This window comes from Allosphingosinicella sp., assembly GCF_036387615.1.
Lineage (GTDB): Bacteria > Pseudomonadota > Alphaproteobacteria > Sphingomonadales > Sphingomonadaceae > Allosphingosinicella.
In genome coordinates this window covers 140,745-155,061 of record NZ_DASVTH010000041.1, presented here as the reverse complement: position 1 = coordinate 155,061, position 14,317 = coordinate 140,745, and the positions used below count along the sequence as shown (strand labels likewise).

The 14,317-nt window shown below is 66.2% G+C and carries 12 protein-coding genes and 1 tRNA gene; 6 read left to right on the top strand and 7 right to left on the bottom strand.

Annotation, left to right across the window (positions count from 1 at the left end):
* Window positions 1-20 precede the first annotated feature (20 nt).
* From VF631_RS09240 to VF631_RS09220, 5 genes are all read right to left on the bottom strand, one after another.
* A tRNA-Ile gene (locus VF631_RS09240) sits at window positions 21-95 on the bottom strand.
* Between the two features lie 45 nt (window positions 96-140).
* Complete coding sequence (locus VF631_RS09235) at window positions 141-1,100, bottom strand: polysaccharide deacetylase family protein (protein WP_431849996.1); 960 nt, start codon at window positions 1,098-1,100, stop codon at window positions 141-143.
* A gap of 89 nt (window positions 1,101-1,189) precedes the next feature.
* Window positions 1,190-2,869, bottom strand: coding sequence for a sensor histidine kinase (locus VF631_RS09230; RefSeq protein WP_431849995.1), 1,680 nt, complete (start codon window positions 2,867-2,869; stop codon window positions 1,190-1,192).
* A gap of 188 nt (window positions 2,870-3,057) precedes the next feature.
* Window positions 3,058-4,335: a hypothetical protein gene (locus VF631_RS09225; RefSeq protein WP_431849994.1), complete on the bottom strand. Its 1,278-nt coding sequence runs from the start codon at window positions 4,333-4,335 to the stop codon at window positions 3,058-3,060.
* Between the two features lie 31 nt (window positions 4,336-4,366).
* Window positions 4,367-5,599 (bottom strand): hypothetical protein, encoded by a 1,233-nt coding sequence (locus tag VF631_RS09220; protein WP_431849993.1) that lies wholly within the window; start codon window positions 5,597-5,599, stop codon window positions 4,367-4,369.
* Between the two features lie 186 nt (window positions 5,600-5,785).
* On the opposite strand from VF631_RS09220, the gene yaaA reads away from it, so the two are divergent.
* The 6 genes from yaaA to trmFO all read left to right on the top strand — a co-directional run bounded on the left by yaaA (window position 5,786) and on the right by trmFO (window position 13,200).
* The gene (gene yaaA, locus VF631_RS09215; protein WP_431849992.1) at window positions 5,786-6,541 is read left to right on the top strand and encodes a peroxide stress protein YaaA; all 756 of its coding nucleotides are present in this window, start codon (window positions 5,786-5,788) and stop codon (window positions 6,539-6,541) included.
* 191 nt (window positions 6,542-6,732) lie between these two features.
* Window positions 6,733-9,447 (top strand): DNA gyrase subunit A, encoded by a 2,715-nt coding sequence (gyrA, locus tag VF631_RS09210; RefSeq protein WP_431850049.1) that lies wholly within the window; start codon window positions 6,733-6,735, stop codon window positions 9,445-9,447.
* A 242-nt stretch (window positions 9,448-9,689) separates the two neighbouring features.
* On the top strand, window positions 9,690-10,238 hold the full coding sequence (locus VF631_RS09205) for a GbsR/MarR family transcriptional regulator (RefSeq protein ID WP_431849991.1): 549 nt from the start codon (window positions 9,690-9,692) through the stop codon (window positions 10,236-10,238).
* Window positions 10,239-10,311: 73 nt separating this feature from the next.
* Window positions 10,312-11,121 carry a fatty acid desaturase family protein gene (locus VF631_RS09200; RefSeq protein WP_431849989.1) on the top strand — a complete coding sequence of 270 codons (810 nt, stop codon included), beginning with the start codon at window positions 10,312-10,314 and terminating at the stop codon, window positions 11,119-11,121.
* A gap of 32 nt (window positions 11,122-11,153) precedes the next feature.
* Window positions 11,154-11,564, top strand: a complete 411-nt coding sequence (locus VF631_RS09195) for a hypothetical protein (RefSeq protein WP_431849988.1) — start codon at window positions 11,154-11,156, stop codon at window positions 11,562-11,564.
* 259 nt (window positions 11,565-11,823) lie between these two features.
* Complete coding sequence (gene trmFO / locus VF631_RS09190) at window positions 11,824-13,200, top strand: methylenetetrahydrofolate--tRNA-(uracil(54)-C(5))-methyltransferase (FADH(2)-oxidizing) TrmFO (RefSeq protein WP_431849987.1); 1,377 nt, start codon at window positions 11,824-11,826, stop codon at window positions 13,198-13,200.
* On the opposite strand, the gene VF631_RS09185 is transcribed toward trmFO, so the two are convergent.
* Both VF631_RS09185 and VF631_RS09180 read right to left on the bottom strand, forming a co-directional pair.
* Window positions 13,136-13,576 (bottom strand): hypothetical protein, encoded by a 441-nt coding sequence (locus tag VF631_RS09185; protein WP_431849985.1) that lies wholly within the window; start codon window positions 13,574-13,576, stop codon window positions 13,136-13,138. The genes trmFO and VF631_RS09185 overlap by 65 nt on opposite strands.
* A gap of 61 nt (window positions 13,577-13,637) precedes the next feature.
* Window positions 13,638-14,303, bottom strand: a complete 666-nt coding sequence (locus VF631_RS09180) for a squalene/phytoene synthase family protein (RefSeq protein ID WP_431849984.1) — start codon at window positions 14,301-14,303, stop codon at window positions 13,638-13,640.
* Window positions 14,304-14,317 lie beyond the last annotated feature (14 nt).

Below are 14,317 nucleotides of genomic sequence, written 5' to 3'. Positions count from 1 at the left end.
ACCACTTTGATCCAAACGCTTGGTGGGCCCGGCAGGATTCGAACCCGCAACCTAGCCGTTATGAGCGGCCGGCTCTACCGTTGAGCTACAGGCCCAGCACCGGCCCGAGCCGATAGCGGACGCGACAGCGGATTGACAAGCTAGAGCGGCTGCGCGGCGGCGGTCGCATCGAGGCACTCTTCGATCGACGCGGGCGCGATGCCTCGCCGTGCGAGATGGTCGAAGATGCCATCCCACCAGGCATAGAACAGGTCGAGATCGCGCGCGTCCCGGACATAGGGGGTGTTGCCGGGCTCGACCGAGGGCGAGTGAAACGAGATGGAGAACAGGCGCAAGTCATCGTCGAGCAGGCGATCGACCATCTCACACGCCTCGAGGAGCGGCATGCCCTCCGGAGTGAGCGCCACGCGTCCCAACAGACCCGCCCGGGCGAGCAGCCCCCGCGATCGGGGCACCCGTCCGGCGGCGCGGAACAAGCTGCCGCCATGCCGCCGCAACGCGCCGACATAGCCGGCGGTCAGCGGGATTTCGACCAGGCCGGTGCCTTCGATCCGGTAAGGAATTGGGCGGATGCGGGAGAAATCGGGGCCGCCCTCACCGCTATAGTCGAACGATGCCCGTGCCGAGACATCGGCCCGATAGCCGAGCTCCGCCAGCAAAGCGGCCGTGTTCGGACCCACCCCGTAACGACCTGCCCGGTAAACTGTTGGACGGCGGCCGAATCCGCGCTCGATAAGCTCGGTAAGCCGCAACAGCTTGGTGCGTTCCAGCGCGGCCGGAAGATTGCCGGGGAAGCTGTTGTTCCGATTGACCTCTTCCTCGAATGGCGGATTGACCCAGGGGTGGAGCTGGGTGCCGATCGTGCAATCACCGGCCTCCTGAAATTCCCGCAAGGTGGCTACGCATCGCGGGTCGCTCGCAATCGGATGGTCGATCAGGTAGATCGGCTGAACACCATAGCTGCGCAGGCGCTTGTGGATGATCGGAAGCGACTCCGCCGCCCCGGTCGAGCGCTCGTCCCGGCTGTGCGGCTTGGTCCAGTCGAACTCCTCCTCGGTATCGACAAACACCGCGACGCGACGCCCGAAGCTCTCGGGCAAGAGGAGATAAGCGCTATCGGCAGGTGGCAGATCCAGACGCGCGCAGGCCAGGCCGGGTTTCGGATGGGGCACCTGCAGCACCGGCAGGCCTAGCTGCCCTGCCCCGTCGAGCGTTCGGGCGCGCCGAGCGGCGGCAGGTAGAGCGCGAAGCGACGCTCGCCGATCACAAGAGCGCCGCCGACAGCCTCCGCAAGGTTGCGGACCAGGCGCAGTGCGAAGCCGAGGCCCAGGGCCGGCGCTCCGGGCCAATCGCCTTCCGGGCTGTACCCGGGATCGAGCAGCGCCGCCTCGTCCAGCCCGGCGATCGCACGCGGCCGGTCGATTGCGAGGCAGAGCATCCTCCGGCGGCCAAGATCGCCGAGACTCATGGTCGCCGCGATCGTCTCGCCTTCCTGGGCAAGGCCGATCGTCGCGGCCAGCATGCGTGCGAACATCCGCTCGGCGGCGCCTTGCTCGACCTTGGCGGGCGGCAGGTCGCGGGTGATCTCGATCGCGATGCGGGAATTCCGCTGGTCGGCGACGCGCTCATAGGCGTCGTGCAGCCGGCACAGCAGAGCCACGGCATCGACGGAGCCTTGGTCGAAACTCATCCGGCTGGTCTCGATCCGCGCCGCCGTGTCGAGATCGTCCACAGCGGAGAGAAGCCGCGATGCCTGCTCCATGATCTCGCTCGCGCGGGATCGATAATGAATATCTGCGGGCCCCATATGCTGCCCCTCGATCAGCTCGGAGAATCCGATGATCGCGTTTAGCGGTGTGCGGAGCTCGTGGATGAGCTGGCGCAGGGAATCCGCCTGCAGATCGGTTCCGAACAGGCCGGAGGTCTCCGCCACCGGTGGCTGAGCGCGCGCGACCTCGTCGACGCGGGGCCGCCGGGTGCTTCCACGATATCCCATGAAGGCGCCGCTGCGGGGATCGAAGAAGGGCACTCCGGAAATTCGCCAATCGCCCGAAGCGGCGCCGCTCCCGGCGACGCTGAAGCGCGCGTCGCGGAAGGGCGCCCGCCTCTCGAATGCACCGGCAGCCTGGCCATCGACGCCATGTTGACCGCGCTCGGCGATGTTGGCGATCGACTGACCGACCAGCGGCCCGCGCGGGGCGCCCTCCACCCAGAGGATCACGCCATCCGAGCCGGTTTCCCAGCGGAACGCCTCGACGGATGTCGCCGCAACCGGGTCCGGATCGCGCTGCGCGTCCACCCGGGTTTTTCGGAACGCCTCGATGCGGGCGACGAGCTCACGGATCTGCGCCTCGCCGCCCTCCGCCTGCGCGCCGGGTCGTGGCTCTGCCCTCCTGATCTTCGGCGCGGAGGCGTCCACGGTGCCGGAGAGGACGAAATCGATCGAGCCGAAGCTGGTGAGCGCATGTTCGACCATGCGACCGAGATCGCGGCGATGCCGGAGCAGGGACCGGGCGGTCGGGCTCATCGCGGGCAGGAGCTCGATCCACTCCTCCTCGGTCAGCCGGGCTCCGGCCACGATGGGCGCGGCTACGGCAGGATGATCCTCGGCAAAGAAGCCGAGCAGGCCAGGGGCGATGTCCCGGCCGGTCAGCGAGCGCGCAACTTCCTGGCGCGTGAAGAAGTCGACATCGTCGCGATGCGCGATCAGGAAGCTGTAAGCCTGATCGACCTCTTCGCTCGGCTCGGTATCACGTCGCTGGGCAAGCAGATCGACGAGTTGGCGCCATTTGGCCGCGCGCGCCGCGCCACTGGTGCCGGGCAGCGCCATGACGGTTGCGATCCTGTCGTCAAAGCGCACCCTGTGCATCCCCGGAACATGCTCTGCCCACCATGACGGCAGCGGCCTTCACAATCGTTAACGCCCGCCACTGTCCGGCGAAAGGGGCGTTTTCGCCCAGTTGCGTTTTGGGACGCCGAGGCGAGCAACGGTAACCTCTCGGGGCGCTTAGCAAATCCCGAAGCTCGGGGCGGGCCCGGCCGCCCCGACATGGCAGCCTAGGCCCGCTGATTGAGCCAGAGCAGCCAAAGTCCGGCAAGGTCGGCGCGAGGCCCCGTCACCGCGCTCAGGGCCGCTTCCGCCTCGGCCTTCCTCCCGGCTTGGGCAAGCGACATGCCGAGGCGCGTGTTGACGAGGTTGGCGTCGACCGAGCCCTTTTGCAGTGCCAGGCGGTAGAAATCGGCCGCTTTGGCATAGTCGCCATGGCCGTAATAGCCTTCGGCGATCTTGAGCGCGAAAGCGCCACTCGCTTCAGACCGGGCGCGGCCTTCGAGGCCCGCAAGAGCCGTCCGATCACCGGCGATCCGGCCTGAAACTTCCTTCAGGATCGCAGCCGCACTGGCGTTCGAAGCGGGGAACTTGCCGGCCCTGACGCCTTCGTTCACCACGTCCCGCGCCTCAGCGTAGAAGCGCCCGCGAGCAAGCGTGTCGGCAAGGGCAATATACTCGTTCGACCGATCCAGCGACTTGGTGGCGCGCATCAATCGGAACGTGTCGAGCGTCGCATCATCGTCGGTGTCGACCGTCTGACGGTAGATATTGAGTGCGTCCGACCAGCTTTTCTGGCTGGGATAAGCGGCCAGCCAATCGCGCGTCAGCGGCAAAATTCTCGCCCGAACCTTGCCATCCAGCGCGCTCTGCAGTCCGAGCCGATAGATATTCTCCGGCGCCTTCTGGCCCGCGGTCTTGGATGCGGCGATGCTTTGCTCAGCGAGCGCGAGCGCCTGAGCATGCTGCTTCTGGTCCCGGTGGAGGAGAATGAGGTCGTTGGTGATCGCGGTGTCGTTCGGGCTCGCCTTGAGCACCTGCTGGTATGCCGCGATCGCGGCGGGATAGTCCTTTGCCTTGACGGCCAGCACGCCGAGCCCACGCTGCAGCTTCGGCATCTCTTCGGCGGTCGCGCCGCCACTTGCAATGATCGCGTCGATCGCGCGACGAAGCCCAGGCTCGTCACTTGCTTTCTGCGCCATCAGATACTGCATTTGCGCGATGAAGTAACGGTCGTCCGGAGTCTTGGCCACCGCTTGCGCCGCAGCGAGCTTGGCCGGGAAAGTCGCAGTGTCGTTCGCATTGGCGGCGACCTGCAGTTCCTGGAGCGCCTTCATCGCACCCTTGGTGAAATTGCGCTTCGGGCCGGCCTGCTCGGCCTGAGCCGGTTGCGCTTCGGCCTGCTTCTTCGCACCGGTTGGCGCTCGCTGCGCGTGAGCGGGTATGGAAAGGCCGACAACGATGCCGAGCAAGGACGCGGCGCCGGTCATTTTGGTCGTGAAGTTCATGGAGCTTCTCCTCGATTTAACCTGTAGCGCGTCAGCCGCGCTGGTTGAGCCACAACAGCCAAAGGGACGCCAACTCAGCGCGAGGGCCACTGACGGCCCGGAGGGCAGCTTCCGCCTCCGGCCTGCGTCCCGCAAGAGCGAGTGAGATCCCTAGCCGGTTGTTGACCAGCCCCGCATCCACTCCGCCCTTCGCGAGCGCCGCTCCGTAGAATTCGGCGGCGCGGGCGTAATTGCCGGTCGCGAAGGTTGCGTCCGCTACGGCCAGCGCTTCCGCGCCGGTTGTTTGTGCGGCGCTTGCCTTGGTTTGGCGGGCGGCGAGGCCCGTGCGCTGAGCGGCCGCCTGCTTGGCGGAACTGGCCAACAAAGCCTTGAACTGGCCCTCTGCGGGATCGATCATGCGGCTCGCCACGCCCTCGTCCAGCACGGACTTGCTTTCCGCGGCGAGACCGCCAGCAGATAGTGCTTGAGCCAGTTCGAGGTAATCGCGCTCCCCGCCCAGTGCCTTGGCCGAGCGATTGAGCCGCATGGCGTCCAGCGCCGCAGCCGGATCGGAGCCGGCCAGCGTTCGATAAACGTGCGTCGCGTCGCGCCAATTGCTGGGTGTCGGGTAAAGCTCGAGCAACGCTCGCGCATATTTCATGCTTTCGGGCGCAAGCCGGGTGTCGAATGCGAGCCGCAACGCGCGCTTGTACCAAGTTTCGGGAACCGGCTGCCCCGAAGTCCGGCGGATCTCGATGGCACGGTCGAGCAAGCGAAGCGCCTCCGCCGGTTTGCGCAGCACCTCCTTCATTTCGGACAAGGCGGCGAGCGCCTCCAGATCGTTGGGCGTGCGCTCGAGGTGCTGGGTGAGCCCCGCTTCCTGGCGGCGCGCATCGCTCGAGCGTTGCACGAAGGAGGCCCGTGCCCGGTACAAAGCCGGCAGTTCCGTCGCTGGAACGTTCCCGCTCGCGATGAGGGCTTCGACGGCTGCGGATTGTAGCGCCGCATCGTTTCGTCCGGCCGCTATGGCGAACATCTGGTTGGCGACGAGATAGCGGGCATAATCGCTCGACGCGACCGCTTGCGCGGCGGGCAAGGCCGCGGAAGCCGCCACCCAGTTCTGCGCCTGGACGGCTGAAACGAGAGTGGCCAGAGTGGCCCGCTCCTCCTTGGTGAGCCGGGTCGGCTGACCGACGGGTGCCTGGGCCGAAGCCGGGCTGCTGGCGATCGCCGAATAGCTCCCCAGCGCGAGCGCCGCGCCAAGGGCGATCCTCGATGCCTTCATAAACGAAAACTCCTGTTGAGCCGCGTGCAGGGGCGGGCCGCGCTGCCTGTACCGCCATTCGCCCATGCTTGCTAGCGGCGCTGCGCTGAACCCGCCTTGAACCGCAAGTAGCGCTGTTCGCACGACTATTCCCTTTCTTGAGCGCCGGTTTGACCAGCTGCCGCGCGCTCGGCTAACCCGCCCGGGATGCTGGCCGTGATTTCCCCTGCCAAGTCGCTGGATTATAAGCGGCCCTACCCGCCCCTCCCCGTCACCCGGCCCGAGTTCGAAGAGGACGCGGCAAGGCTCGCCGCCGCGGCCGCGCGAATGTCGCCGAAGAAGTTGTCCGAACTGATGCACATCTCGGACAGCCTGGGAAAGCTCAACGCAGAGCGATTCAGAGGCTTCGCCGGCTCACCGGAGCGCCCGGCTATCTTCGCTTTTGCAGGAGACGTTTATCTAGGCTTCGAGGTGCACAGCCTGCCGGAGGAGGCGCTGCTGTTCGCGCAGGACCATCTGCGAATCCTGTCCGGTCTCTATGGCTTGCTACGCCCGCTCGATGCGATCCGGCCGTACCGACTGGAGATGGGGACCAAATGGGCGCCCAGGCGCAAGAGCCTCTATGCCTACTGGGGCGATCGGATCGGGCGCCGGCTTGCGGCGGACCTCGCGGCGAGCGGCGGGCAGACGATCATCAATCTTGCGAGCAAGGAGTATTGGGCGGCGGCCGCAAGTCATCTGCCCAAGGCGGCGCAGGTCGTCGAGATCGACCTCCGCGAAGCCGGCCCGAACGGGCTGCGCTTCAACACCTTCAACGCCAAGCGCGCCAGGGGGATGATGGCGCGCTACGTATGCGAGCACCGGCTGAGTGATCCGGACGCGCTGAAAGGGTTCGACAGCGACGGCTATCGCTTCGATCCGGACGGCAGCGATGAACGTCGCTGGCGCTTCTCGCGATCGTGACTATCTAGGCAGCGTCTCGCGCGCGTACGCGTGTGTGCGCGCACTGGCCTTCGTCCCTTCACTGGGTTAGGCCAGCACATCACCGTCGAGCGCCTCGCGCTCCCCTCGCCCAGAACCAGGAATCCACATTGGCCAGCACTCCGCCGACCATCGATACAAGCGATATCCGGCCCATTTCCATCGTCGAGGAGATGAAGACCTCCTACCTCGACTACGCCATGTCGGTGATCGTCAGCCGCGCGCTACCGGACGTGCGCGACGGCCTGAAGCCCGTTCACCGCCGCATCCTGTTCGCCTGCCAGGAGGGCGGCTTCGTGCCTGGCCGGCCCTATCGAAAGTCCGCCAAGATCGTCGGCGACGTGATGGGCAATTACCATCCGCACGGCGATTCCTCGATCTACGACGCGCTTGCCCGCCTCGCGCAGGATTGGGCGATGCGCGTTCCGCTGATCGACGGCCAGGGCAATTTCGGCTCGATGGATCCCGACCCGCCCGCCTCGATGCGCTACACCGAGGCCCGGCTGGCCCGCGTCGCGATGACCCTGCTTGAGGACATCGACAAGGACACGGTCGACTTCACCCCCAACTACGATGGCTCGCGCCAGGAGCCACAGGTGCTTCCGGCTCGCTTCCCCAATCTTCTGGTCAACGGGGCGGGCGGCATCGCCGTCGGCATGGCGACCAACATTCCCCCGCACAATCTCGGCGAGGTGATCGCGGCCTGCAAGGCATACATGGACAATCCGGGGATCACGGTCGAGGAACTGATGGAGCATATCCCCGCTCCCGATTTCCCGACCGGGCCGCTGATCCTGGGGCAAGCCGGGGCGCGCAGCGCCTACCAGACCGGGCGCGGCTCGATCATCATGCGCGCCCGCCACATCGTCGAGGAAGGCCGGGGCGACCGGCGTTCGATCGTGCTGACCGCCATCCCCTACCAGGTCGGCAAGAACGGCCTGGTCGAGAAGATCGCCGAGGCCGCCAAGGACAAGCGCATCGAGGGCGTCTCCGACATCCGCGACGAAAGCAACCGCGAGGGCGTCCGCGTGGTCATCGACCTGAAGCGCGACGCCACCCCTGAGGTCGTGCTGAACCAGCTTTGGCGGCACACGCCGGCGCAGGCGAGCTTCCCGGCCAACATGCTCGCGATCCGCGGCGGCCGTCCGGAAACGCTGACGCTGCGCGACATCATCGAAGCCTTCGTCAGGTTCCGCGAAGAGGTCATCACCCGCCGCACCAAGTTCGAGCTCAACAAGGCGCGCGAGCGGGCGCACATCTTGCTGGGCCTGGTGATCGCGGTCACCAACCTCGATGAAGTCGTGCGGATCATCCGCTCCTCCGCATCTCCCGCCGAAGCGCGGGCCGCGCTGGTCGCGCGCGAATGGCCGGTCGCCGAGATCGCACCCTACATTGCGCTGGTAGAGGCGGTCGAGCATCAGTCGGGCTCCGACACCTACCGCCTGTCCGACGCGCAGGTCCGCGCGATCCTGGAGCTGCGCCTGCACCGGCTGACGGCGCTCGGCCGTGATGAGATCGGAGGCGAGCTCCGGCAGCTTGCGTCCTCGATCGCCGACCTACTCGACATTCTGGGTGATCGCGTTCGTCTGTACCGGGTGATGCGCGAGGAGTTCGACGCGATCGCCACCAGCTTCGCGACGCCCCGCATGACGGACATCGCGCCCGCTGCCGACGGAATCGACGACGAGGACCTGATCGAGCGCGAAGACATGGTCGTGACGGTCACCCACGCAGGCTACATCAAGCGCACCCCGCTCGATTCCTTCCGCACCCAGATCCGCGGCGGCAAGGGCCGCGCCGGCATGGGCACCAAGGATGAGGATGCGGTCACCAAGCTGTTCGTGACCTCCACGCACACACCCGTCCTGTTCTTCTCGACCCACGGCAAGGTCTATCGCCTGAAGGTCTGGCGCCTCCCGGAGGGTGCCCCGCAGGCGCGCGGTCGACCGATGGTGAACCTGCTGCCGTTGGCCGAGGGCGAAACCATCTCCACCGTGCTCCCGCTTCCCGAGGACGAGGCCGAGTGGAAGAACCTCCACGTCGTCTTCGCGACCGCCCACGGCGGCGTTCGCCGCAACAGCATGGATGCGTTCGCCAATGTCCCTTCGAACGGCAAGTTCGCGATGCGTTTCGATGAGGATATCACCGACCGCCTGATCGGGGTCGCGCTTTTGACCGAGCAGGACGACGTGCTGCTCGCCACCAAACAGGGCAAGGCGATTCGTTTCGAGGCGACCGCGGTGCGGGAGTTCCAGAGTCGCACGTCGACGGGCGTTCGCGGCATCACGCTGCGCGCAGGCGACGAAGTCATCTCCCTTTCCATCCTCAAAGGCTTCCCGGCCACGGCGGATGAGCGCGACGCGTATCTCCGCGCCGCGCCTTGGAAGGAAAACCAGAATGAACCGAGCCTCAGTCCCGAGCGGATGAGTGAATTCCAGGACGCTGAGGAGTTCATTCTCACCGTGACCGCGAACGGCTACGGCAAGCGCACTTCGGCCTACGAATATCGCCAAACTAATCGCGGCGGCCAGGGCATCACCAACATCGAGACCTCAGCCCGCAACGGCTGCGTGGTAGCAAGCTTCCCCGCCCACAATGGCGAGCAACTCATGCTCGTCACGGATCAGGCCAAGCTCATCCGCACGACGGTCGGCGACATTCGCATTGCCGGACGCAACACCCAGGGCGTCACCATCTTCCGCGTTGCCGATGGCGAGCATGTTGTCTCGGCGGCCCGCATCGATGAAGCGGAGGAGCCGGAGAACGAGGCCGAAGCCCTGATCGCCGAGGAGCGCGCCCAGCCCGCGGAGCCCGTCGAGCCGGATCAGGTCCAGCTCGACGACGGCACCGGGCCGCAAACTCTGCGCGAGAAGGACATCGAGGAATGAAGCAGGCGGCCCGGTCAGCTTCCGGCCCGTTCTAATCGCGCTCGGGGCGGCAGCGCGGACGTAGACGGCTCTTTCCTTGCGGTCACGAACGGCGAGACTGACGGAGTCTTGGAGGCGGGTGCCCGACCAGACGATAGTCGGTATCGACGCCTGATCCAGTCGCTTGCGCGCCGTTTTGCGCAAGGGAAGGATTGACACTCAACCCGCTGTCACGTATTTCTGTAATACCAGAAAGAACAGCAATGGCCGTGATCGATCATCCTGACGCGAAAGCCTTCGTCCTCCACTGGGGAGAGATGGGAACGCACTGGGGCGTCAACCGGTCGGTATCGCAGATCCACGCCCTGCTCTATCTGTCCGACCGGCCGGTTCACGCCGAAGAGATCGTCGAGCAACTCGGACTTGCCCGCTCCAACGTCTCCACGGGCCTCAAGGAGCTGCAGGGATACGGCATCGTGCGGCGAGTCCATGTCGAGGGCGACCGCCGCGATCACTTCGTCGCCGAGACGGACCTGTGGGAAATGCTGATGCGGATCGCGGCCGAGCGGAAGAAGCGCGAAATCGATCCCACTCTCGCCTTTCTTGCCGAGCTCACGTCTCGGCTAAAGGAAGATCGAACCGCGCCGCCGCACGTGCGCGAACGCATCACCCGGCTCCACGAATTCGTCTCGACCCTCGGCACCTGGTATGAGCAAGTGCGGGTGTTGCCCAAGCCCACCCTGGTCACCCTGATGAAGCTCGGCGGCAGGGTCGCGCGCTTCGTTTCGCCCCGCTCCAAGCCTTCCGGCTAAGCTCCAGCCGTCCGCCGCGCCGCACTGCGCCACCCGATTTCTGTCTCTTCAGAACATAGTGAAGGACATTAGGATGATCAGCAAGACCAAGCCGAACCGGAGTGGAGCCCTGGCACGCCGCGTCCAGTGGCGCGATCTCGCCCTGATGCGGCCAGCAGATGGAGCTGTGGAGTGCCTGCACCCCCTGCCCTGGCTGCTTGGCTCCTGGTGGAGCGCCGGCCGTGAGTTCTGGCCGGCCGCGCTGGTCTGCTCCTTCATGTTCTTTCTGACGGCGCTCCGCCTGAACCACGAAGCCATCCATGGCAATCTCGGGTTCGGCCCGCGGGCTCACCGGCTGGTGCAGCATGGCCTGAGCGCGCTGATGCTGGGTTCCAACAGCGCCGTGGGGTTCAATCATCTCCAGCATCACGTGCATGTCGGCAAGCAGGACGATGTGGAGGGGAAATGCGGACAAATGGGCGGCCTCCGCGTGCTTGCCTATGGACCGGCATTCCCGATCGAGCTGCACCTGGCTGCCTGGCGGCGCGGCGGACCGATCCTTCGCCGCCGGATGCTGGTCGACCTGGCCCTGAACATCGCGGTCATCCTCACGGCGTTGGTGTCGGGCTCAACCGTGCTTCTCTACCACCTGCTTGCTGTGACTTGCGCCCAATGCTTGACCGCATTCTTCGCGGTCTGGATCACGCACCGCGGCTGTCACGGCGAGGAGCTGATCGCGCGCACCCAGCGCCCCCGGCTGATCAACTTCGCCACCTACAACATGTTCTTTCATCTCGAGCACCACCTCTTTCCGGGCGTGCCGGTGCGGCGCCTCGGCCGCCTCGCGGCGCGCCTGGATGCCGCCCTTCCCGAACTGGCCGCTCGCGCCCGGCGGGTCATCTGAATTCCAAGCAACCTCAACAAGGAGCAAAGAAAATGGTCGAAATAGCCTACGTCCTTTACCTCGCGATCGCGATCGGCATCACCGTTAAGGTCGCCCAGACGCTTTCCCGCAACGGGGAGATCTTCCTGGTCCAGTGCTTCGGCCACAACCGCGAGCTGGCCAGGTCCACCAACCATCTGCTCGTGGTCGGCTTCTACCTGATCAATATCGGCTTTATCACGCTCACGCTCAGCATCGGCGCGGAGCCGACCACCCTGCCGGAAGCAATCCGCTTCCTCAGCAGCAAGGTGGGGCTTGCCGTGCTGGTGCTGGGAGGCATGCACTTCTTCAACATGTCCGCAATCGCCCATTTCGGCCGCAAGGTGAACGACTGGTTCGTCGAGCATCAGCCGGTCTATGAAGCGCCTGCAACGGCCGCCCCCGACGGACGCATGCTGCGCTGAAAGCGACCCCTCACCGTCACCTGGATTGGGCGAACCCGATCGCGCATCCCCGCGGAGGCTTCGCGCAATCCACTCTCCTCAAGCTTTCCTACAGGCCGCAGAAGGGCTAGCGCCGGATCATGGAGCTTCGGTCCACCACCTCATCGTTTGGCAATTCGGACGCGCTTGGGAAGGCAGTTTTCCTTTCTCTAAGGAAGTCGAACCTTCCGAACCTTTCGAACTTTTCGCGCTTGCCGACGGCGCTTGCTGAGCGGCCTGAATGAGACACCAGATCCACATCATCGGCGGCGGTCTTGCCGGTTCGGAGGCGGCCTGGCAGCTCGCCGAGTCCGGATTGAAGGTGCGCCTGTCCGAGATGCGTGGGTCGGGCGAGATGACGCCCGCGCATCACACCGACGCGCTTGCCGAGCTGGTCTGCTCCAACAGCTTCCGCTCGGATGACGCTGAGCACAATGCGGTCGGCCTGCTCCACGCCGAAATGCGCGCGCTCGGCTCCGTCATCATGGCTTCCGCGGACGAGCATCGCGTTCCCGCCGGATCCGCGCTCGCCGTGGACCGCGAGGGCTTCTCCGCCGCCGTGACCGAGCGCGTGGCCGGCCACCCGAACGTGGAGCTGGTCAGGGAACGCGTCGACGCCCTCCCCGCCTCCGGGCCGACCATCGTCGCCACCGGCCCGCTCACCGCCATGAGGCTGGCCGAATCGATCGGCGCCGCCACCGGCTCGGACGCGCTCGCCTTTTTCGACGCGATCGCGCCCATCGTGCACCGCGACAGCATCGACATGGGCATCTGCTGGATGGCGGCGCGCTGGGACAAGGGCGGCAAGGATTACATCAACTGCCCGATGACCAAGGAGCAGTATCTCGCCTTTCATCAGGGGCTGCTGGACGGCGAGAAGACCGAGTTTCGCGAGTGGGAGAAGGACACGCCTTATTTCGAGGGCTGCATGCCGATCGAGGTGATGGCCGAGCGCGGCGTGGACACGCTCCGCTACGGCCCGATGAAGCCGGTCGGCCTCGATAATCCCTGCACCGGGCGCTGGCCTTACGCGGTCGTGCAGCTCCGCCAAGACAATGCGCTCGGCACCTTGTGGAACATGGTCGGCTTCCAGACCAAGCTCAAATATGCCGAGCAGGTGCGTCTGTTTCGGACCATCCCCGGCCTGGAAAATGCCGAGTTCGCCCGGCTCGGCGGCCTTCACCGCAACACCTTCATCAACGCCCCCAAGCTGCTGGATGGAACGCTCCGGCTCAAGAGCGCGCCGCACATCCGCTTCGCCGGCCAGATCACCGGCTGCGAAGGTTATGTCGAAAGCGCTGCGATCGGGCTCTTGGCCGGACGGTTCGCCGCGGGCGAAATGTCGGGGCGCGCGCTTTTGCCGCCCCCGCTCACCACAGCGATGGGCGCGCTACTCGGCCACCTCACCGGCGGAGCGGAAGCGGACATCTACCAGCCGATGAACGTCAATTTCGGCCTGTTCCCGCCTGTCGCCGGCAAGCGCAAGGCGGACCGGAAAGCGGCTTACACGGGACGGGCCCGGGATGCGCTTCGCGACTGGATGGGCGCGGCCGTTAGCAATTGCACTTCGGCTTCGGGCGCGCCTTCGGCTTCGTCGTCTCATATTCCAGCGGTGTAAGTGCCCCGTCCCGATTTGCGTCGGCGCCCCCGAACTTCTCCGCCGTCTTGACGGTCCACTCCTCGAAGCTGAGGCTGCCGTTCCCGTTCACGTCGAGCTTGGCGAATGCCTTGCGGCGGGGCTCCAGCATCTCGGCTCGAGTGATGCGGCCGTCATCGTCCTTATCGGCGCGTGCAAAGCGCTTCTCTTCGCGCGACTTGGGGCTGGCCTCCGGCGGCGTGGGCAAGCGCTCGCTCTTGATCGGAGCGAGGACGCCTGTGCGCGCGGGCGGGGCCGGGGGGATCAGCTCTTCATTCTGCGCCTGGCTTTTCCAGATAAAGAAGCCAGCTGCGACAAGCAGCAGAGCCGAGGCCACTCCGGCGAAGAATCGAAGCATCGAGCTGCTCCCGTTTCGGAGCCGTCACGCTAGATCAGGTTCGCGTGGATTCCAACCGGCCTCAGCGGCCTGTCAAACGGTGGCGGAACATGCGCGCCATCCGGGCGGGCGAGCCCTGCGGTTCGCGCGCGTCCAGGCCGCGTTGGGTGTCGCGGAGCGCGAGCATGGCGAGCATGCCCAGTGGCCGCATCGGGCCAGGCCATCGCTGGGCAGTGACCCCGGCCAGGCGCTCGGCCGCAGCCGCGAGGGCAGCCTTGGCGTCGACATCGTTGCTGTGCCGGGCGAGATCGGCCAGCGCCCAGCCCTCGCCAGCGCGCTTGACGGGCTCGCTGAGCTGGAACCCGAGCAGGCTCGAGCTGAACCGGAACAGGAGAGCGCCGCGGCCGAGCCCGTACCTGGCCAGATCGTCGCCGCTCAGAGCCCCTTGCGAGAGCAGGATCGACCAGCCCTCCTCCAGCCGGGCCAGCTGCTTGCCCTTGATGCCGCGCGGCAGGATGTGAGCGGCGGCTTCCTCCAGCACGGGCTCCGCGGGCGGTCGCCCCTCGTCCAGCTTGGCGAGCGAGTCCCGCCACCAGACGAGCTTGATCTGGCTCAGCGTCGGCTCGCGCCCACCCGCCAGCACCGCGCCCATCGCGGCATCCAGGCGCCACAATGCGCCGAGCGCTGCCCGGCGCTCGGCCGGGACATAGGAGAGCGCGAGGGTGCGGTCGGGATCAAGCGGAGTCACGGGCGGTCTTACCC